This is a genomic window from Synechocystis sp. PCC 7339, assembly GCF_019924095.1.
Taxonomy (GTDB): domain Bacteria; phylum Cyanobacteriota; class Cyanobacteriia; order Cyanobacteriales; family Microcystaceae; genus Synechocystis.
Genome location: NZ_CP063659.1, coordinates 1,464,155 through 1,485,289, shown reverse-complemented (window position 1 = coordinate 1,485,289; position 21,135 = coordinate 1,464,155). Strand labels below are relative to the sequence as shown.

The following is a 21,135-nucleotide window of genomic DNA, read 5'->3' as shown; positions in this document are numbered from 1 at the left end:
CATGGCTTTTAGCATTGAATTGGAAACCATTAATGGTCAGGCAAAATTAACCCTCATCGGCGAATTAGATGGGGGTACTGCTCCCTTGTTTAAAGAACAAATCGAAACAGCGGCCCAAGCCAATATCACCAAATTAGTTTTGATGATGGATCAGTTAGAATATATGTCTAGCGCTGGTTTAAGGGTTTTGGTATTCGCCAAACAAAAAATGGGAACGGGGGTAGAGATTTTTTTGGTAGGGACTCAAGAAATGGTTAACGATACCATTGAACAAACAGGACTGCATCAAAGCTTTCACATGGTAGATAGTTACGATTTTGCTATCTAAGGCCGATAAACATTCATGATCCTTTCATTAACCCGGGGGGGAAAGGAATTGCCTAACAATAAAGCAGAAATCGCATTGGTAGAAGACTAAATTATCCTTGGTGCAGCAACCCATGAAACTGATTCAACCGTTCATGCAATCAATTCGGTTTCGCATTGTTGGCCTCCTCCTGCTTTGCCTAATTCCCTCTACACTGGGAGGAATTTTTCTGCTGGATTTATATACAGAAAAACAACTAAAAAAAATTGCTCAAAAAGACTTAGAAGGCCATGCAAAGCTAACAGCTCAGATGGTGACTAGATTAGATCGGGAGCGGCGTGAAAATACAGCCTTTGTTGCTTCTCAACCAGAGGTAGTTAACTTTCGAGCCGAAGAGGCTCGCTTTTTTTTAAATGAATTTATCAGGTTTCATCAATGGAATGGTTTTTTTCTTATTGTTAATCCACAGGGGAAAATAGTTGCCAGTAGCGATAATTATCGTCCAGGGAAAAACTTACCTTCCAAAGAATGGTTTGACGAAGTAAAAAAAGCAAATAGACATTTAAATCGTCTGTTTCCTGGCAAGGATTATAATGACAGTAAAGATTGTTTGATTATGCCTATCACTGCTCCCAATTCTGAAGTCCAGACCGGTGTCGTGATTGAATGTTTACCATTAACCAGTATTGCAAAATTGATTGAAAATATAGCAAAAGATGCTGATGTTAACAGAATTTTACTGGTTAATTACCAAGGTTATATTTATGCAGATACTGATATTAATCAATATACTCAGCTTGAAAATAGACAAAATTCTCCCTTAGTTGACAAGCTACTTAAAAACCATAATGGTATTATTTATAGCAACGGTAAATTTGCCTATCTTTCTCCCATTCAACTGAGGGGGTCTAAAACTTGGGGAATAATTTTAGAAGATTCAGAGGCTAGCATTGAAGCTGCTATTTACGATATTAATAAAGTTGGCTATTTACTGGTTGTAGTAATTGGTACTATTGTTGCCCTCGCATCCTGGAGTGTCATCCACCACAGTACCATTCCTATTTTGGAATTAACGAAGGCATCCCAGGCGATCGCCGAGGGGAATTTAGATTATCCCATCACAGTCCAGGGTAAAGATGAAATTGGTATTTTGGGCAATAGTTTCATCCACATGAAAAATCAAATTAAAACCCTGATTGCCCAGGAAATTAAGGATGGGGTCAATCGTTTGGAATTAGAAAAAGGCCGACAAATTCAACAAAACTTTTTACCCATTAGTTTACCTAATTTGCCCCAGTGGCAAATAAATGCTGTTTTTGAGCCAGCTCGGTCTGTTTCTGGGGATTTTTATGATGCTTTTTTATTAGGTGATGATTACCTGGCGATTGTCATTGGTGACGTATGCGATAAAGGGGTAGGAGCCGCTATGTTTATGGGTCTATTCCGTAGTTTATTAAGGGTATTTTCCGGAGAAACGATGCCGGGGGATACCTGTATCCGTGATGTGAATCATAAATGTAGTGCTAGTGATGGTGACAGCAAAAAGAAAGTTATTGTTCAATTTTTAAACGCAGTGCGGCTCACTAATGATTACATCGCCACTGAGCACGGAGATATGGCCATGTTTGCCACCTTATTTTTTGGTGTAATTGATGTTAGTAATGGCAATCTAAGTTATATCAATGCTGGTCATGAACCGGTTTTTATTTTAAATTCTGAGGGTATCAAGCACAAATTAAAGTCCACTAGTCCCGCCGTAGGGATGATGCCCGATTCCACTTTCACAATTGATAGTCTAACAATCGATCCTGGAGAAATGTTAATTGGCTATACTGATGGTGTTACCGATGCCCGATCGCCAACTAAAGAATTTTTTGGACGTAAAAAACTAGCGGAAACATTAACAACAAATTTTTTGGCAGGAACAAAAATCCTAGACATAATCAAACAAGAACTAATCAGTCATATTGATGATTCCATTCAGTTCGATGACATTACTATGATTGCTGTTTATCGTAATTAGGTGCCATGACTATTTTAAATTTTCCCGCTGATTTAGACGCTTTAAATAGTATTGGAAAACATATTTTAGATCAAGCTCAAGCAGTAGGATTACAAAAAAAAAGAGCTTATAAATTGAGATTAGCAGTGGATGAATTAGCAACTAATATTATTAACTATGGTTATGCTAATGCACCGGGACACAATCAAATTAGCATCCAAGTAGAAGCAGATAAGCGTAAATTAAAGGTCACAATGGTGGACACTGGTCTAGCCTATGATCCCCGCGATCGCCAATTTGATCAATCAATTCTGAGCTTAGAGGCGGAGGATCGACCCATCGGTGGACTAGGAATTTTTTTGGCTCTGCAAAGTGTAGATGAATTTACCTATGAAGTGAAGGATGATAAAAATATTAGTTGTTTGGTGATGAACCTAGACTCCCCAGGCAATGGCTAATATTGCCATGGGAAGTAAATTAATTGAATAATTACAAAAATTCCTAACATTTAAATATTTGATTTGGCCACTGCAACCCTTCCCTTGTTATTGCGTCCTCACCCATGGCGATGTTACCTCTGCCAAACTATTGCCGAATTGCCCCCCACCGGCCAGAGCCGTTGCACGTATGTCACAGCCAGCAGCCTATTACGTTGCAAAGTTTTCCAGGGCTTAGTGTAAGTTTGCCTGAAGGAGGCTATTATTTAACGGCTAGAATAAATTTGTATGAACACTTTAACCATAGTCAAGTGTTTAATGCTTGTATTGATTACCTGGCAAAAGCTTTGGAAAAATTAGGATTGTTAAATAGCAATCTTTCAGCTAAATTACTGCTAGTTTTTCCTGATCACACCCGTACAGCCATTGCTACCCACCTACTTCTAGACGCTATTTTTTACTTCAAAAAAACCTATAAGCATTTACAATTTACCATACTTTTTGGTTTGGGTACTCATCCTCCTATGACAGACGAAAGTGTAAGCCAATATTTGGGAGAGGAGCGTTATCGAAAACTAATTGATCTAGGGGTTATTATTCGTCAACAGACCACAATTGCTCCGGTAAAACCCCAAGTTGAAATTAAAATTCAAGACCAGTTAAAGTTGGACGAAATTTCTGATTATAGCTTTACCAGTTTGAATTGGAACACTGCCCAATTTCAACAACAATTACATCAGGTGATCGCTTATTCACATGCAGTTAATTTATCGGATTTAGATGAAAATTTATTAATAAAAAAACAATTTGAATTCACTGATCAAGTGAATAAATTAAATGAGGAATCTCAAGAAATTATCACGAATGTATTTGATAATTTAAATTCATCTCAAGAATATTGTCTTTGCTTACCTGAGGAATTATGGCAACACCATCTCACTATTGTGGCAGGAGACACAGAGCTACATCCCTACGAAAGAAGAGGTGGAAGTGGTGGTTTAAATAAAATGTTGGTGGTGGGTTTGGCCAATATTCAGGCCATTCGCCGTAGTCACAGCACTAAAGTTTTGCTTAGTTCGGCAATCAATCCGAGCACAGCAGAAAATGCCTTTGTTCATACCTTGGAGCATTTAGTAGAGTGTTTTAATCAATCGCTATTAACCCATACTCCCTGTCTTGCCCGTACCTATCCCCTTGGTTTTTCCGTTGTTTCCTTGCAAAATCAGCATATTAACGGTTTTTGGTTCGGTCAAAAGGATAAAAATCGGCAATCTCTCACGGCGATCGCTAAAGAAAGTCACACTGTTCACTTACCAAAAAAAATTCATATTTTAGTAGCAGATACAGATAAAAAGAAAGGTACCGATATTTTAGCTGGAGCTAGGGCTCTACAGTATTTCTGCGAGTGGGATAGCGAAGAAAATTGTCTGTTGGCGGATACTCCCCGTCAAAGAGTTGCCTTACTATTTAACCCTTGTCGAGAACAGCAAAACCATGGTGGCATTGGTAATCAAGGGACAAAAAAACAATTAGATATTTTACAAAAAATAGTTTGCAGCAAAATAAATTTGCTTGATGAACAGTTACAAATTTGTAAAGATTTAGATGATGTTATCGGTATTATAAAAAGTTACCGTCGACAAATTTTAATCGCTTGGCATCATCATTTACAATTGATTAGTGAATTTGATGATTTTCTTATAATGGTCAAAAATTTAGTGTTGATTATCCAAGAGCTATCTAGCTTATCAAAAGATCAAATTAATGCTAGGGAATTTCTGCAAGCAACCTTGGCAAATTATGCCAATGACTACAGCAAGGAAGGAAAATCTGTTCAAGAATTACTTGATATCTATCTTAACCAACAAAATTTAATGGCAGTGATTGCTAAAATCGATCAACTCCAACAATATTATCAATTGTCTGAGGGTTTAGGAGAAGGGGGGCAAAGGGCTTTGCGGTGTTTAAAGCTACTGCATAAATTTGAAATATTCTTGCTGGCCACAGATAATCAAACCGTATTAAATTATTTAACAAAGCTTGATCCAAATTTGAACAACTATCTTCCTTTAACGTTAAGAAAAAAACTAAATGAACACAAAATTTGCCTAAATTTACTAGGTATTTGGGGCATTGATCTGAAGGTTTATTCACCCCAGCAATGCTTAGAATTAGCAGTAAGCTATGGGCAATATTATAATCACCAGTCTCAAGATTTACGTATTGCTTTCTTGCAAGAGCCATTAATTGTTTACCACTAGTTATGGTTAACTAATGAATTCATTCTTGATTATTATTTTCCGTCTCTATCTACCCATAGGTCTGGCAATTTTAATTGGTATTTTACTAAGTTTTTTGCTTAAAAAATTACAGGGCAGATTTTTAAAAAACAATCATCTTTCTTTAATTATTCATAATTACTTAGGCAAGTTTCTCTTTTGGTTTGGAGTTCCCCTCGGGGTAATCAATTTCATTCATAAAACAAACTTATCTGGAGGAATTTGGCTCTCCCCCATCGTGGCCTGGTGCGCAGTTTTACTGGGACTTTTTTTAAGCTGGCTCTGGCTCCAAACCTTTTTTCCAAAACCTTCCCTTGCGTCCCAAACTAGTTTTACTCTCGTTAGCACAGTGGGAAATACTGGCTACATCGGCTTTCCCATTATTTTATTGCTTCCTCAACTGGGACCAGATTATTTTGGTTGGGCAATTTTATATGATCTTTTGGGAACCTTCTTGGCAGCTTATGGTTTGGGGACAATTTTAGCAAGTCGCAGTTTGCTTACTAACCGAAACAAAGTAATAAACTTTGGCTCTGAATCATCAACAGTTTCCATTGATCAAACCACTATGTTCCATTCCATTAAATCATCTTTATTGCAAATTGTACGTTGGTTACAAAATAACTTAGTCATTTTAGTTAAAAATCCTACTTTAATTGCTTTTATTTTCGGCTTAATCTTGCGTTCTATCGTCTTTCCTCCCTGGTTAGATCTTTCCCTAGGATGGTTTGCATGGTCAATAATCATGCTTTCTCTAATATTAATGGGTATGAGACTACAACAACTTGACTCATGGAGCAACATTAAGATCGCTTTCAGCGCCGTCTCGATTAAAATGCTCTTAGTTCCCTTAGTTATGGCCATGGCCCTGACCACCGCTGGACTCAGTGGGCCGCCTCGTCTAATCCTGGTACTGCAATCCGCCATGCCCTCTGCTTTTGCCAGCCTCATACTAGCAGAAGCTTACGATCTAGACCGGGATTTAGTGGTAACGTGCTTGGGGCTAAGTTCATTGATGTTGTTTTTCACCCTGCCTTTCTGGCTATGGGGTTTTACCACTTGGTAAATTTGGTTACCTAAAACTCACCATTAATCACTGACTGGTATCAACATTTTGCATAAAATTTTACCAAGATTTTTATCCTTCCCCATTACCATTTGTTTGGTAACCTTTAGCTCTTTGGTCTTATTTAGCTGTGATTCAAATCAAGTTAACACGGTTTTAACTCCTGTCGATGATAATGTATTAAATGTATGGTGGAGTGAAGGTTATTACCCAGAAGAAACGGAAGCCATTCAATCTTCTATTAGTGCCTGGCAAACTGAAAATAATGTTGATGTTCAGATAACTTTTTTCAGCGAGAAAGATTTGGTACAACAGGTAGAAAATGCCATAAAAGCAGACAATGCACCGGATATTATCTATAGTTACAGTATTGATCTAGTACTCTTACCCCGGTTAGCTTGGGAGGGAAAATTGGCAGACGTTTCTAGCATCATTGGGCCGATTAAAGAGTCCTACGATCCAGAAGCGCTTACAAACGTCAATTATTTCAATAATCAAACTCAAAAGCGTTCCTATTACGCTGTCCCCATTTCTCAACAAACAACCTATATCCATTATTGGCAAGATTTACTAGCTCAGGCAGGAGTTAGTAATGATAAGCTTCCTAAAGAATGGGATAGTTTTTGGCGTCTCTGGGAAGTTGCTCAAACAAATTTAACTAAGCAGAATGTTAACAATATTTACGCTATTGGTTTGCCTATGTCTGCGGTGGCAACAGATACTTTTACAGTATTTGAGCAGTTTTTAGAAGCCTACAATGTGCAACTTTTAGATGATGAAGGTAAGCTCCGCTTTCATGATCCCCAAGTCCGTCAAGGCATTATTAAAGCATTGCAAGACTATACTAATCCCTATTTGGAAAATTTTGTTCCTCCCAATGCCATAGAATGGGGAGACCCGGACAATAATATTAATTTTTTGAGCAATGGTACTTTGATGACTGCCAATGGTTCCCTCTCAATTCCTGGCTCTCAAAAGGGAGATCCAATTAATTACTTCCGAAGGATGCGGACAATTCCTTGGCCGAATAAGCCGGACAACACCCCCATGCGCTATGTCACTTCTATTAAACAAATTGCCATCCTAGCCGAGACCGATCGCCTAGAGGAAGCAAAAAGTTTGGTAGCATTTTTGGTCAAGACAGAAAATCTGGAAGCATATTTGCAGGGAGCCCAGGGACGATTTTTACCTATCATGCCGGCGATCGCCTCTAATGAATTTTGGTCTAGTGGCAAAGATCCCCATATTGCAGTGGCCATCACCCAATTCGACAACGCCCGTAGTTCTTACGTGGTGCTTAACCCGGCCTACAGTGAAGTTTTAGCCCAAAACGTCTGGGGAGAAGTTATTCATGCCATTGCTACCAATCAAATAACGCCTGAAAAAGGAGCTGACCAAGCCATAGAAAAAATAACTGATATTTTTAGTCAATGGAAATAATTTCTCTATGCAAAGCTGGCGACGCAGGTTTCTAAGTTATGTGCTTCTAGCCTGTTTATCCTGCACTAGTTTTACTGCTTTCATTACCTACATTAGTCTACGCCAAGCTGTAGTTCAGCCCATTTTTGAATTTTTAGCACAGGTGGCAGAAGCAAAAATTGAGCAATCAAATCATTGGTTTAATCAATTAAAAACTGACTTTAAAACAGATTTAACAGATACTCAAGTCAGAAAAAATGCCATTGTTTTACTGACTGAAGGAGTGAATATCAGTCCAGACTATCAACAAGCCTACCACCACTTACACAAACGCTTTAGTGAAAAATATCAGCAACGCCTAGCCACTTCGTTAATTACCAATAGTGGCATGGTTATTTTTTCCACTGACCCTGATCAAGAAGGACAATATCGTCCCCTGCAAAATACCACAACCTATTTTAAGCTGGAAAATATTGATGATTTGACACCAAATTTTTACCAGTCTGCTACCAATCAACTGCCAATGATAACCCTGGCAAGTCCATTATTAGACCAGTCAGAAACAAGGGTTGGAGTATTGACCATAGATTTAAATTTATCTGATCTGGACCAGTGGATTAGCCAACCTATAAAATCGAGAGAAAATGTCAGTAAATTAGTAGGAAAAATAGACAGTTACTTAGTTGGAAAATTGTCTTTAAATACTAACACTTTCGTCAGCCATAATATTCATCGAGAAGGAAATCAAATTAATACTATTAATAATACTGAAAATTCTACCTCAATTCCTACTTTGAAAAGCGATGGCATTAATAGGGCATTAGGGCTGGAAACTGGTCAAGGTATGTATTTAAACTATGAACAAATTCCTGTTTTGGGAGTTTACCGTTGGTTGCCAGCCTATCGCTTTGCCTTACTAGTGGAAGTTCAGCAGGCTGAAGTGTTTCACTTGGCAAGATTCCGTGCTGGGCAATTATTTATTGGTGGTCTGGTGTTTACTGTGATGGCCTCCCTCTGGTTGTTGCTGATTAAACTTTGATTTTAAATCATTTCCCTCATAAGTTACAGCGGTTACCGTATCTAAGTAGCACAGCAAAACCTTTGTCGAGCAAGCGTTACAACGATTCTGTTGATATCAAATCGATCCGGAATTTGCTGTATAAATGCAGAAGCATGAATGGCCATCTTTAAATTTACAGAACGTATTTTAGCCACAGAAAATCAAGCTTTTTTTGTTGACAGAAACAGCATCAATTTTGCAACTATTAAAAATGGGACAAACCCTAATGTATAAATTTTCCGGATGCCCATTGGGAAAAAAGTGTAGAGTCGCCGGACAAAGCCAGCCCCAGTCCTTATCTTTGCTGGTGTACCAATAGCCACCATATTCTTCTTCTCGACGTTCAAACTGCAGATGATAGCCAGGAAAACCCTGGGCACTAAAAATCAACTGGAACATTGAGCCATCCCTGGGTTCAAGACCAAGACGAGCTTTGACTAACTGAGTTAAAACTGCATCAGCTCCAGCTACAAACGGTTCTGCCCAAAGCCCAACTTCCGGTGCATCAAAAACCCAAGTATGACCTAACCAATAGGGTTGGATGGTAAATAAACTGTTGTTCATGGGATTCTACCAATTGATGAATAAAACTAAGAAAACGGTCTGAAACGAGCAGATACGTTGGGATCTATCCTGTCCCTTTGACTGGTTGATGGTTTCAGCATAGGTAAAATCTTTTGAGCAAGGTATGGACAATGGCTGTCATTTACCTGGAATTCACCTGGAAATTCTGCCACTCCCACGGGAAAGGCCGCCTAAACCCGTAAAATGGGTGGCAATTAGTTTTCTCGTATTTTTTTCATTGTTGTGAACACCACGGCTTCCCCCCATTGGCCCATCTTTCTCCAGCAGTTGTTGGATCGACAGTCCCTCACCCGTCAACAGGCGGTGCAGTTAATGGAGGGTTGGCTTGATGATGATATTCCCCCGGCCCTGTCCGGAGCTATACTGGCAGCGATCCAAGCTAAGGGGTTAGATCCTGAAGAGTTGACGGGGATGGCCCAGGTACTCCAGGAACAGTCCCAGGGGGTTCAAAGACCGGAGATGGTGACTCCGTTAGTGGATACCTGTGGCACCGGGGGGGATGGTTCTTCGACCTTTAATATTTCCACGGCGGTAGCGTTTGTAGTGGCCGCTGGCGGAGTGAAAGTAGCCAAACACGGTAACCGTTCGGCTTCTAGCAAAGTTGGCTCTGCTGATGTCTTAGAAGCGTTGGGCCTCAACCTCCAAGCTGGGCCCGAGCAGGTGGCAGAGGCGATGTCGGCGGTGGGTATTACTTTTTTGTTTGCGCCGGGTTGGCATCCCGCCCTTAAAAGTGTGGCTCCCATTCGTAAAACCCTCAAAGTCCGCACTGTATTCAATTTGTTGGGCCCGTTGGTCAATCCTCTCCGTCCCACAGGCCAGGTAATTGGGGTTTATTCACCGGATTTTCTCTCCGTCATGGCGATCGCCTTAAAAAATTTGGGCACTGCCAGGGCCTTGGTGATCCATGGTCGGGAGAAATTAGATGAAGCTGGCTTGGGGGCTCCCACAGACATAGCTAGTTTCAACCAGGGGGAGGTAACCACCCAAGTGCTGGATCCCCAGGATTTTGGTTTAACTCCGGCTCCTTTGACCGCCTTAAAGGGAGGGGAATTGGCTGAAAATGAGGCCATCCTCAGCCAGGTTTTGCAAGGCAAAGGAACCCAGTCCCAGATTGATGCGGTGGCCCTCAATGCCTCGTTAGCCTTTCAGGTGGGCAATGCCGTGCCCTGGGGCGACCATGGCCAGGGTATTGATTTGGCCAAAGATATTTTGAAGCAAGGGGCCGGCTGGGACAAACTACAACAGTTGGTAGCATTCCTGGAGGGCTAGGTTTAGTTAACTTTGTTCCCATAATTGTCGTTGCTGCTGAATCAAATCCACTCCCCGGGAAGTGCCCAAGCGGGTGGCACCGGCCTCGATTAAGTCTATGGCTTGCTCCACCGTGCGAATTCCTCCGGACGCTTTAATTCCGACCCGTCCTTGACTGATTTGATGTAACAATCGCACATCGGCAACGGTAGCCCCCTTACCCCAGCCGGTGCTGGTTTTGAGATATTGCACCCCCGCATCCAAACAAATTTCCGCCGCTATTCTTTTTTCCGATTCCGTTAGCCTACCCATTTCTAAAATGGCTTTCACCGTTAGCCCTGTGGATTCCACAATGGGGGCAATGTCGTTGTAAACGGCTTCCATATTGCCGTCTTTCAATAGCCCCAAATTAATTACCACATCCAATTCGGTGGCTCCCAATTCCGTTGCTTCCTGGGCCTCATAAAGTTTACTACTGCTGGTGCTAGCCCCGGAGGGAAAACCAATCACCGCACAAATTTCCACTTTTTTGCCCCGCAACAATTCCACTGCCTGGGGTAGGGCACTGGGGTAAAGACACACCGCAACAAATTTATGGTGCAGAGCTTGGGCACAACAGGCGGCGATCGCCTCACTGGTGGTAGCAGGGTCTAGGGCGGCGTGGTCAATGTAGGGGGCTAGGTCAAACTGACGGGATTTTTCCATGGAATCAAATGGCAAGGGCGGGGGTAATTACTGGACTTTTTCCTGCAGATTTCAATAAAAATCGCTAGTGGGCACCTCGTCATCGGCTGGAGCAATGGGTAAATTGGCAAAACCCTCCAACAAACCGTACACAGCCCAGATCGCCATGGCCCGTAGGTAATGGCTAGCCCGGAAAGTGCCCACCGCAGTGATCGCTTCCGGAGTGCGGAACTGCAAACCATTGCTATACATCTGGTTAACCACTGTTTCTGTCATTTTCAAAGCTTCCTCTTTTTTGCCCATTTGGATCAAAAAGGCCGCTAAACCGAAGTTAATACCCGTCCATACTTCCAGGGGATGGGTATCGTTAGGATTTTGGGGGGAACCGTCGGGCAAAAGACCATTGGCCGCCCCTAGTTCCCCATGGGCAAATTTAAGGAAACAGGTATCGTACACTTTGGCCAAGGCCTTTTCAGCGTACTGATTTTCCACCACATCCGGCAGATTTAATAACCGGGCATAAAATTGCCCACAGAGTTGGTCTGCCATCACCACCTTGGAGCCGCTTTGACTATCTAGGTCGTAGTATTCGCCATTCCAAAGGATGTCGTGATACAAACCACGGGCTTGGGCTAACCAAGTTTCATACCTGGCGATCGCCGTTGCGATTTCCGTAGCATCTAGATCCGTTTGTTGGGGGGGGTTTTCCAACAGGTATTTACCCATCACCAACGCCGCCTCCAGGGCCGCAATCCATAAGCCACCACAGTAGGCACTAATACCCTGTAAACGCCAATCGTCAAAGGTTTGATCCGGAGCACCGGAATTTTCCGGGATGCCATCGTTATCCAGATCAAATTCCTTCAAATAATCCAACGCCGCTGTGACACTGGGCCAACATTCCCCTAAAAATTCCCCGTCCGCATCGGGCAAAAGTAAAAAGTCTCGGTAGACCAGTAAAACAAAGTCACTGCCCAAATCCTTCCAGAGGTTACAGTCCTGATAGGCAGTGTAATTACTCCTTTCCCAAGGATGCTCGTTGGGAGCCCCCAGATCGTGGGGAGTGGCATTTTTCACTTTGCGGGGGGCGAGGGAAAGGTTATAACCAATTACCCGTTCCTTGGGATCTTCTGTGGGAATGGCCCGGGCAAACGCCAACATCACCGCTTGCTCCAACTTAGGCCAATGCATCAATAGTCCAAAGGAGCCGTAAAGCCGCACATCTAAGCTTTCATACCAGCGGTAGTCCATGCACTCACAGACGCCAAACTGCCCCACCGGGTCATTTTCCGTCGCCGCTGTCCACAGGGTTCCTCCCTGGGTTAACAGGTATAACTCGTTAAAGAGGGCCATTTTGAGCCAATCTGGTAACCGAGGATTGTCCAGAATGGGAGCCTGCCAAGCCTCGATTTTTTGCCGCCAGGTATCGCCATGTTTCAATGCCGTGCGGATCATAGACCAAACATTTTTGCCGTTGCGGCCGTAGAAATCTGTATAACGACGGTAATAGGTTACCCCCTCGGCAAATTCCGTAATCGGCAAATCCCAAGCGAGTAGGAAGGGAATTTTCTTGGTTTTTCCTGGTCGCACAGTGAAGCGTAAACAGATAGCTCCCGCAATTTGTTCCCCTGGTTCCGCCGCCGTTTCATCCTGGATATCCGGTAGGGAGCCATTACCCGCAAACCAATCCCACACATCGGCCCCATCCCCACTGGGATTCCAACGGTTATGGTAAAACACTTCTACGCTGGGATTACTAACGCTGGCGATGCACATTTGCCCTTCCCCTTCCCGGAGGGCGTCGTGGGGTTGTACCCGATTAAATAAACAACCAACCCGGAAACCATCCTGGATCCACTGGTTAAAGTTGCCCGTACTGTCGCCCCAGCGGGGTTGATATTCATACTCTGGGCTACCGTCGTCCCGGAGTTTGACAGTGGGGGATTTAATGGCATTGGTGAACCAGCCGACGCTGTTCTGCCAGGTGAGCATGATGCTTAGGGTGATGGGTTTATCGGTGGGATTGTGGACAGTCCAATCAAAAACCGCTAGGGGATAGCTACTTTCCTGGTAGTTGCCGCCCCATACCGGGGAAAACTGTTCACAAATTAATTCACTCTGAAAAACTCCCTGATATTCGTTCCAACTGCGGGGATAAAGAGCGCTGTATTGTCCTTTTTCCTTGGGGTACCATTGCCAGCGGCTCAGACTACCATCTTCAGGGGCTTCCGTGGCCATGGCATAGGCTTGGGCTTCTTCCCCTGCTACCTGTTCGTACACACTAAACTGACAGGCAGGCAAATTTTTAAAGATATGGTTGCCCCCGTCCAAATGCCACAGATTAAATTTCCCCGTTGGCGATCGCCCAATGCAACCGGCCCCAAATCCCCCTAGGGGCATGCCATGGTCTGGGCCATCGTCAAGGTTACTGGCGTAGCGTACAGTGTAGGGCTTTTCCCAATCCTTACCAATGGATCGTTGCCAAGCGCAGGCTGGAATTTCAGGTTTTTGGACTAACAAGGACATTGGGGACAGGGATGGTGGATTGGTTAGTTAACTGTCTGCATCATGGTAATCGAACCGGGAATATGGGGGAAGGGATAGCGATTAGGATAGACTCAGTTATTGCCATGAATAGTCGTTCAATCCCTGTTTTTATTAGCCCTAGTCAAATAAACCACAGACCTAAAATGAGCTTGTTATCGAGGAATTAAATTGTGAGCGTTATTGTCCCTGAAGATATTTTGACGGCAATCCGCATGACTGAAGCTGAAATGCGCCAGGAAATTGCCGTTATGCTCTTTCAGAGAGAAAAACTGACCCTGGCCCAAGCCAGCCCGCTTTGCGGAGATGCATAGAGTTCCATTCCAGCATCTACTCGCCAGTCGTCATATTCCAGTGCATTACGGCATAGATGATTTTGAGCAAGATATTGAAAACCTCCGACAAATGGGTAGATTGTGATTGTTGTCAGTGACACCTCCACCATCAATTTTCTAGGTTCCCCATCGAAAAGGCGATCGCCAAAAGATAAATCAAGCCATATTCCGGTGAATGACCATTTCAACTCTTAATTATTTTGGTTAGCAACGAATTTATTAACTAGTTCAACATCAATATCTAACTCCTTGGCAATTTCGGCGATCGTCAGGCCCAATTTCTTCAGCAAGGGTATGGTTTCCAGTTTTGCTTCCAGCCGACCTTCTAGTTTCCCCTCTAATTTGCCCTCCAGTTTGCCTTTGAGTAAACCTCGTTGTTCCCCTTCCCGTAAGATTTCTTGATAGACTGCGGATTCTTGCATGATTTCACTCCTTAAAATTGTCTTGATAAGCTCAGGGGCCAGCAGAATTCCTCCAAAAACTGAGGTTGCCGCCATGAGATTTGCCTTGAGTCGATTATCCTCAATCTGATCTAGCACAGTCGCCACTTCCCTCAATTTTAATGCCGGGTCAGAGGTCTGCGTCAATACTGCCAGGGGTAATAGCCCTGGGCTTTGGAGAAACGCTTCCGATGGTTGCTCCCAGAGCCGAATCGCTTGGTAACGATGCAAAGTATCCCCTAATTGAAAACTGTCCTGATAAACCAAGTCATTATTACTACGCTTTGTTGCGCTTAATAATCAACACTTTTGACGTGTCACACAACGAAAAGTTACAGTAAAGGCTAGACGATAAAATCATTAGTTTTTCTGCACTTGTTTAGCGATATGGATCACCAGCAACAAAAACTCATCGAAAAAGCTCGTGATCGATGGATTCAGAAGCTAACGGATTTATCTCGTCGCAACAACTTACTCTTTTATCGCCAAAAACAAAAAGGTACTCTTGAATTATTTGGTGTAAATACGGAAAACACTAGTGCCCTATTGCAAGGACAGTCAGTAGAATTAGCAGATTTATTTCAACAGGAAGAAAAATATAAAGAAAGTCTTGAAAAGATTCAATTTATTTATAAACGCAGTATCGATATTTTAGAAGAAAGAGGACTAAAGACATTATTCTTATCTTACGGAATGGTTACATGGACGTCTAAAGATAATGGAAGAAACCCACAGGCTCCGTTATTACTAATCCCTATTGCAATAGAAAAAAAGGGGTCAATAAGTTTACGACGCCAAGGAGAAGGACAAATTAATCCGGTTTTATTATACGCACTGGAAAATCAATATGGCTATAAGATAAATGTAGAAGAAATATTAGACGGTCAGCTTGATATTCCAGAAAATGAAATACCACCAATAGAAACGGTAGCCCAAAAACTTTCAGATATTGTTTATGGATTACCAGGTTTTAAGATCGATAGACACCATGGGGTGTTGAGTAATTTTTCTTTTCAAAAAATGTCTATGGTAAGAGATCTAAAAGAAAATTTTGATTTGTTGTCTTCTAATAGTCTGATTCTTGCTCTTGCAGGAGATATATCTGCCCAACAAAACATAAAAGGGAATGAGAAAAGCGTTGATTACAGCGATGCCAGGCAGATAGACTTAATTCACCCTGAAAATGAGTTTTTAATATTTGATGCAGACTCTAGCCAACAAATTGTTATTCATTCATCACTCCAAGGAAAAAATGGGATTATTCAAGGTCCTCCGGGGACAGGAAAAAGCCAGACAATTGCAAACTTAATTACTAGCTTTTGTGCTGAGGGAAAAAAGGTTCTTTTTGTAGCAGAAAAAAGAGCCGCATTGGAAGTTGTCAGAAATAGATTAGCAAAGGTTGGATTGGAACATCTAACACTAGACTTGTATAATCCTAAAATTTCGCAAAAATCCATTATGGAGCAATTTTTGGGAAGTCTGACTCTAATTTCTAATGTTCGTAAAATTCAATTCAGCGAAGTTCACGATGACTTAATCAAAAGAAGAAATGCTTTAAATAACTATGTGCGAGCATTACATGTAGAGCGTTTACCATACAATTTGTCAATTCGTGAGATTCAAGAAGAATTATTGGAACTAGAGAAAAGAGTTTTTCATTCCAAGATTAGATTTGAGAAGGACAAATTAAAAGAAATCAGTGAAAGCCAAGGTGAGATTCAAAATCTTCTCAGTGAAATTAGTAACTCTAAGCTATTGGATATCTTCCTAGAAAACTCTTTGTCAGGATGGGCAAAAGCAGATTTTACTTCTACGCAAGAAGTCGAAAGTGCGATCGCTTTGGCAGCAGAATTATATGAAAAATTGTCAAACTATAAAAAGGAAAAAATCGTATCATTTCCAAGTTTATTAGTGCTGTCAAAAAAAATAAATAAAACTATTTATTCATACAACGATAAAATTTTCAAAGAAAACTTGCCAAAACTAATTGCTGATCTTCGTTCAAGAGATACTGGTTTGTTTACTATTTTCAACATATTTAATGCAGCATTAAACCAGTCTAGAGATAGAGTAAAAATGCTTAGAAAAGCTGGTGATTGTTCAGACGAAAAGCTGGTATCAGACTTGAGAGAAATTTCAGATCAGTTGAGACAATTCAATGCACTAGTTCCGGATAACACCTTTCCCAAAAAAGAATATATTGATGGTTTAGTTGATTTAGCAAAGAAACTGGCAAGGCTTAATGCTATTGTAAAACAGAGGAATTTAGAAGAGTATCCCCTAGAAGAATTGCTTTCCTTACTGGAAAAGTTAATTTCAGAAAAAGAGATTGCCTGGCGCTGCTTAACATTAAATATTAATAAGCAAAAACTTATCAACTTTGGTTTAGATAAGTTCTTGAAAAACATTAAAGATAATCAAGAAGAGATAGAATTTGGAGAAAATAGTTTTAGACTAACAGACCAATTTAGATGGGTTTGGTTGACCTCATGTTTAGAAGTGATTTATGCCGAAGAACCTATTTTAAGAACTTTTGATGGAAAGAGCCATGACCATATCGTATCAGAGTTTCGTGAACTAGACATAAAAAGATTAGAGTTGGCAAAATCAAGAGTTATAAGAAAACATGCAGAAAAAGCTGTTCAAACAATGAATAAGTATGGAGAAGAAGAAAGTATTGTTCGACGTGAAGCCAATAAAAAATCGCGTCATTTATCTTTAAGAAAAATTATTAGACAAGCACCTAACGTCTTAACAAGTTTACGCCCCTGCTGGATGGTTAGTCCCCTATCTGTAAGTCAGTTAATAGATGCGAAACAATATTTTGATGTTGTCATTTTTGATGAAGCTAGTCAAGTTTTACCAGAAGATGCAATTTGTTCATTGATGAGAGCAAAACAGGTTCTTATTGCTGGTGATAACAAACAGTTGCCACCAACAAATTTTTTCATAACTAATATTGATGGAGATGACAGTGATGAAGATATTAGTTCAATGGAGGGATTTGAAAGTCTGTTAGACTTATCATCATCTTTCTTACATTCCTGGAAATTAAGATGGCATTATCGGAGTCGCTCAGAGGAGCTAATCGCATTTTCTAATCACCATATTTACAATAATGATTTAATCACTTTTCCTGGCGTAAAAGACACAAGTGCAATTTTTCATATCTTAATTCCTCATCAATTAGGAGAGGATGGTCAAGAAGAAAGCTCAAGTAATGAGGTTACGACCGTTGTAGAGATGGTCTTAAAACACGCACAGGAATCACCTTCTGATACCCTAGGGGTAATTACTATGGGAATAAAGCACGCCCAAAGAATAGAATTTGTGCTAGAACAAGAACTTAAACAAAGACCAGAATTGAGTGCGTTTTTCAGCGACGATAAAAACGAGCGCTTTTTTGTGAAAAACATTGAAAGAGTACAGGGAGATGAACGAGATAGTATTATTTTGTCTATTGGCTATGGCAAAGATCGCTCTGGAAAGTTGCCCCATCGTTTTGGCCCACTTTTATATCAGGGAGGTGAACGTCGCCTTAACGTAGCGATTTCCCGAGCAAGACATCGAATGACTTTGGTGTCTTCATTCGATCACTATGATATTGACCTAAATCGTAGCAGAGCAAGAGGTGTTGAACTATTAAAACTCTATCTTGCCTACGCTAGTTCAGGTGGGAAAATACTAGGAGATAAAGGTTGTTCTGAGATTCCTCTTAATCCTTTCGAGCAAGATATTTTTGATGCATTAAAAGCGCAAAATATTCCTTTGATTCCCCAATGGGGTGTCTCTCAATATCGGATTGATATGGTTGCACAACATCCTGAGAGGAGGGGGCAATTTGTCCTTGCAATTGAATGTGACGGTGCTACCTATCACTCCAGCCCAACAGCGCGTGATAGAGATCGATTGAGACAAGAGCATCTCGAATCTTTAGGATGGCGATTTCATCGAATTTGGTCTCTAGATTGGTTCAATAATAGAGAAGAAGAAATACAAAGGGCTGTCCAAGCTTTTAATGAAGCTGTCAAAGATTTTGACATAAAGTTACCAAAAGTTTTACCAACTTCAATAGAAGTAAATATTCTTCAGGAAAAATATCCTAAACCTGATATTCCTCTAAGAAGTTACCATCTTGAAGATGTAATGCAAATTGTTGAGTGGATTTTATCTGATGGATGTTTAATAACTGATGAAGAATTATTGAAACAATCACGTAAAGAACTTGGCTTTAAGCGTTCTGGAAGGAAAATAAATGACGTTATTCAACTGGCGATTAAAAAAATTCGTAATCGTCAATCTATTGCAAACAGCCGAGCAAATAGTCAATGACAATTAAGTAAAGTCCTTCAAAGGCTGTTTATTTCTTTTTTATTAATCTCCGAGGGAGAAATTTTAAGTACTACACAAATTGCGTACTTTTGTGCGCCATCATAGGTTCGCCCACCAAGAGCGAATATAAAGATTAGTGAAGAAAATTACTCTGCTAATCCCAACATCCATTGCGCCAACGTCATCCTCCAGGGCGGTAATGCAAGCTTCAGCGAAAAGCAAGAGATTCTAGAAGAGATTAGAGCAATTTCAAGATAATTCCATTAATTGCTTGACTATTATTAGAGTTAAAATTCTTAAATAATCGTCCCTTGTCGGAGAAGTATGCCGCAATCGGAATCAAACATTGCCCTGCTAATTGATGCGGATAATGCCCCTGCGTCCAAAATTGAGGCGATCGTATCGGAAATTGCCAAGTATGGAGTAGCCAATATTCGTAAAGCCTATGGCAATTGGAAAAGCCCTAACCTAAAAGCCTGGGAAGAATGTTTACATGAGTATGCCATTCGTCCCGTGCAACAGTTTGATTACACCAAGGGTAAAAATGCCACCGATGCCGCCATGATTATTGATGCCATGGATTTGCTCTACACCCAACGGTTGGACGCCTTTGCCATTGTGTCAAGTGATTGTGACTTTACCCCTTTAGTAATGCGGATTTTGACCAATGGACTAAAAGTTTATGGCTTTGGGGAGAAAAAAACTCCCTTGCCTTTTGTCTATGCTTGTTCGACATTTTTATACTTGGAAAGTATTGATCAAATTGAAAACTCTGAAGGGGCGACCCAAAGTTCCACTAGTGTTAAGAAAACTGGGAAGGAATTGAAACAAGACGCAAAATTAATTAGTTTACTTAGGAGTGCCATTTCCAGCACCATTGACGACGATGGCTGGTCAAGCTTAGCTGAAATTGGCGGCCACATCAAAAACCAAGCATCCTTTGATTCCCGCAACTACGGCTATGCCAAGCTAAGTAGTTTATTTGAGGCGATTGATTTGTTTGAAATTGAGCGTAAAAACAGGGCAATTTACGTTAGGAATAGACAAAAAAAGTCCGCCACATCTAAGTCCTAGTTATGGACTGCACCATAGGCGAAGGACTTGAATACTCTACTGGAACGAAACTAGCTGTAGTTCCCAATGTAGGCGTATAAAAACTAATTAGTAGAGCCGGTATTTGAGTATATACAATAGCTTAACATAGTACATCTTCCACTGAAAAAGTTTATTATAAGAGCAGAAGATGCACCATAGAATTTAGTAGCTATGACATTTGATCATCGATTGATAAATGGTTAAAGTTTGGCGTGGGCACCATCACAGTAGGGGGGATTGTCTGTGTGTTTACAAAGGCAGAGGGCAACTTTTTGGGATTCCTCCAGGGTAAACTTTTTCGGAGTAAAACCTGTACCTTTATGCTTGCCATCACAGAAAGGTTGGTTGGTGGAATTGCCGCAGGCACACCAATAATAGTCTCCGGCTTCAAGCTCCATAACCATGGGTTTTGTCTCGGCAACTGTTGGTTCAGTCATTATTTTCTCCTCTCAGGATATTGGTAAAAATTGGGTAAAATCGACAACACTAAGGTAGGTCAAATAGTAGAAATTCCGTTGCTTCCCCCTGGCCGGTACAGGTGATGGCTTGCTCTTCGTTAATGCCTGCTCCGTCTCCGGTTTTCAGGGTTTTTCCATTCAATGTCAGATTGCCTCGGATAATCTGTAGCCAAGCTCGACGGTTAGATAGGCTGTAACTAACCGTTTTTCCCTGTTCCAGGACGGAGGCATAAATGTGAGCATCTTGGTGGATGGTAACGGAACCATCTCGACCATCGGGGGATGCCACTAGCCGTAATTTGCCCTGTTTGTCCTCAGTGGAGAAAAACTTTTGCTCATAACTGGGTTCCACCCCCAATCGGTTGGGAGTGATCCAAATTTGCAACAGGTGAACAGGCTGGTCGGGGGAGGGATTAAATTCGCTATGGAGGATGCCGGTGCCGGCACTCATGCGCTGCACATCCCCAGGACGGATAATTGAACCATTGCCAATGCTGTCCTGGTGTTTTAGTTCCCCTTCCAAGACATAGGTGATAATTTCCATGTCTTGATGGCCATGGGTGGCAAAACCCTTGCCAGGGGCAATGTAGTCTTCGTTAATGACCCGCAGGTTGGAGAAATTTATGTGGGCAGGGTCATAGTAATGGGAAAAGGAAAAGCTGAAATAACTATCTAGCCAGTCGAGCTTGCCACGGCCCCGGGCTTCGGAGGGGCGGAGTGTGATCATGGTGACCTCCGTTATTTTTGTTGGTCGAGGTTAGTGACCTTGGTTCCCATTCTAGTTTGTATCTCCAGGAAAGACAATATGCTAATTTAAATACAGATTGCATCCAAAATAGGGACA

17 protein-coding genes and 1 pseudogene are annotated in these 21,135 nt (G+C 41.5%); 12 read left to right on the top strand and 6 right to left on the bottom strand.

What is annotated here, in order from left to right; genetic code table 11:
* Nucleotide 1 precedes the first annotated feature (1 nt).
* From IQE94_RS07040 to IQE94_RS07010, 7 genes are all read left to right on the top strand, one after another.
* Nucleotides 2–328 carry an anti-sigma factor antagonist gene (locus IQE94_RS07040; RefSeq protein WP_212717064.1) on the top strand — a complete coding sequence of 109 codons (327 nt, stop codon included), beginning with the start codon at nt 2–4 and terminating at the stop codon, nt 326–328.
* A 112-nt stretch (nt 329–440) separates the two neighbouring features.
* Nucleotides 441–2,330, top strand: coding sequence for a PP2C family protein-serine/threonine phosphatase (locus tag IQE94_RS07035; protein WP_212717063.1), 1,890 nt, complete (start codon nt 441–443; stop codon nt 2,328–2,330).
* A 5-nt stretch (nt 2,331–2,335) separates the two neighbouring features.
* Nucleotides 2,336–2,767, top strand: coding sequence for an anti-sigma regulatory factor (locus tag IQE94_RS07030; protein WP_212717062.1), 432 nt, complete (start codon nt 2,336–2,338; stop codon nt 2,765–2,767).
* A gap of 104 nt (nt 2,768–2,871) precedes the next feature.
* Nucleotides 2,872–5,007: a lactate racemase domain-containing protein gene (locus IQE94_RS07025; RefSeq protein WP_223342971.1), complete on the top strand. Its 2,136-nt coding sequence runs from the start codon at nt 2,872–2,874 to the stop codon at nt 5,005–5,007.
* A 13-nt stretch (nt 5,008–5,020) separates the two neighbouring features.
* Complete coding sequence (locus tag IQE94_RS07020; RefSeq protein WP_223342970.1) at nt 5,021–6,091, top strand: AEC family transporter; 1,071 nt, start codon at nt 5,021–5,023, stop codon at nt 6,089–6,091.
* 114 nt (nt 6,092–6,205) lie between these two features.
* Complete coding sequence (locus IQE94_RS07015) at nt 6,206–7,531, top strand: ABC transporter substrate-binding protein (RefSeq protein ID WP_223342969.1); 1,326 nt, start codon at nt 6,206–6,208, stop codon at nt 7,529–7,531.
* A 7-nt stretch (nt 7,532–7,538) separates the two neighbouring features.
* Entirely contained in the window at nt 7,539–8,549 is a 1,011-nt protein-coding gene (locus tag IQE94_RS07010; RefSeq protein WP_212717054.1) for a cache domain-containing protein, read from the top strand.
* Between the two features lie 168 nt (nt 8,550–8,717).
* Here IQE94_RS07010 and IQE94_RS07005 read toward each other — a convergent pair whose 3' ends face one another.
* The gene (locus IQE94_RS07005) at nt 8,718–9,134 is read right to left on the bottom strand and encodes a DUF6717 family protein (protein WP_212717052.1); all 417 of its coding nucleotides are present in this window, start codon (nt 9,132–9,134) and stop codon (nt 8,718–8,720) included.
* Nucleotides 9,135–9,377: 243 nt separating this feature from the next.
* On the opposite strand from IQE94_RS07005, the gene trpD reads away from it, so the two are divergent.
* On the top strand, nt 9,378–10,424 hold the full coding sequence (gene trpD, locus IQE94_RS07000) for an anthranilate phosphoribosyltransferase (RefSeq protein WP_223342968.1): 1,047 nt from the start codon (nt 9,378–9,380) through the stop codon (nt 10,422–10,424).
* A 6-nt stretch (nt 10,425–10,430) separates the two neighbouring features.
* Here trpD and deoC read toward each other — a convergent pair whose 3' ends face one another.
* Both deoC and IQE94_RS06990 read right to left on the bottom strand, forming a co-directional pair.
* On the bottom strand, nt 10,431–11,108 hold the full coding sequence (gene deoC, locus IQE94_RS06995; RefSeq protein WP_212717048.1) for a deoxyribose-phosphate aldolase: 678 nt from the start codon (nt 11,106–11,108) through the stop codon (nt 10,431–10,433).
* Between the two features lie 51 nt (nt 11,109–11,159).
* Nucleotides 11,160–13,613 carry a GH116 family glycosyl hydrolase gene (locus tag IQE94_RS06990; protein WP_223342967.1) on the bottom strand — a complete coding sequence of 818 codons (2,454 nt, stop codon included), beginning with the start codon at nt 13,611–13,613 and terminating at the stop codon, nt 11,160–11,162.
* A gap of 191 nt (nt 13,614–13,804) precedes the next feature.
* Here IQE94_RS06990 and IQE94_RS18600 point away from each other — a divergent pair, with 191 nt between their 5' ends.
* Both IQE94_RS18600 and IQE94_RS18595 read left to right on the top strand, forming a co-directional pair.
* Complete coding sequence (locus IQE94_RS18600; protein ID WP_249213901.1) at nt 13,805–13,945, top strand: UPF0175 family protein; 141 nt, start codon at nt 13,805–13,807, stop codon at nt 13,943–13,945.
* Nucleotides 13,938–14,051 carry a UPF0175 family protein gene (locus IQE94_RS18595; RefSeq protein WP_249213900.1) on the top strand — a complete coding sequence of 38 codons (114 nt, stop codon included), beginning with the start codon at nt 13,938–13,940 and terminating at the stop codon, nt 14,049–14,051. The genes IQE94_RS18600 and IQE94_RS18595 overlap by 8 nt, the downstream gene beginning before the upstream one ends.
* 106 nt (nt 14,052–14,157) lie before the next feature.
* Here IQE94_RS18595 and IQE94_RS06980 read toward each other — a convergent pair.
* Nucleotides 14,158–14,691: pseudogene (locus IQE94_RS06980) on the bottom strand (Rpn family recombination-promoting nuclease/putative transposase); the annotation flags it as partial.
* Nucleotides 14,692–14,793: 102 nt separating this feature from the next.
* On the opposite strand from IQE94_RS06980, the gene IQE94_RS06975 reads away from it, so the two are divergent.
* Both IQE94_RS06975 and IQE94_RS06970 read left to right on the top strand, forming a co-directional pair.
* Nucleotides 14,794–18,738: an AAA domain-containing protein gene (locus tag IQE94_RS06975; RefSeq protein WP_212717044.1), complete on the top strand. Its 3,945-nt coding sequence runs from the start codon at nt 14,794–14,796 to the stop codon at nt 18,736–18,738.
* 324 nt (nt 18,739–19,062) lie between these two features.
* Nucleotides 19,063–19,812: an NYN domain-containing protein gene (locus IQE94_RS06970; protein WP_010872297.1), complete on the top strand. Its 750-nt coding sequence runs from the start codon at nt 19,063–19,065 to the stop codon at nt 19,810–19,812.
* A 221-nt stretch (nt 19,813–20,033) separates the two neighbouring features.
* On the opposite strand, the gene IQE94_RS06965 is transcribed toward IQE94_RS06970, so the two are convergent.
* A complete protein-coding gene (locus IQE94_RS06965) occupies nt 20,034–20,270 on the bottom strand; it encodes a CDGSH iron-sulfur domain-containing protein (RefSeq protein ID WP_212717042.1) in 237 nt (78 codons plus the stop codon).
* Nucleotides 20,271–20,319: 49 nt separating this feature from the next.
* Entirely contained in the window at nt 20,320–21,018 is a 699-nt protein-coding gene (locus tag IQE94_RS06960) for a pirin family protein (protein WP_212717040.1), read from the bottom strand.
* Between the last annotated feature and the right edge of the window lie 117 nt (nt 21,019–21,135).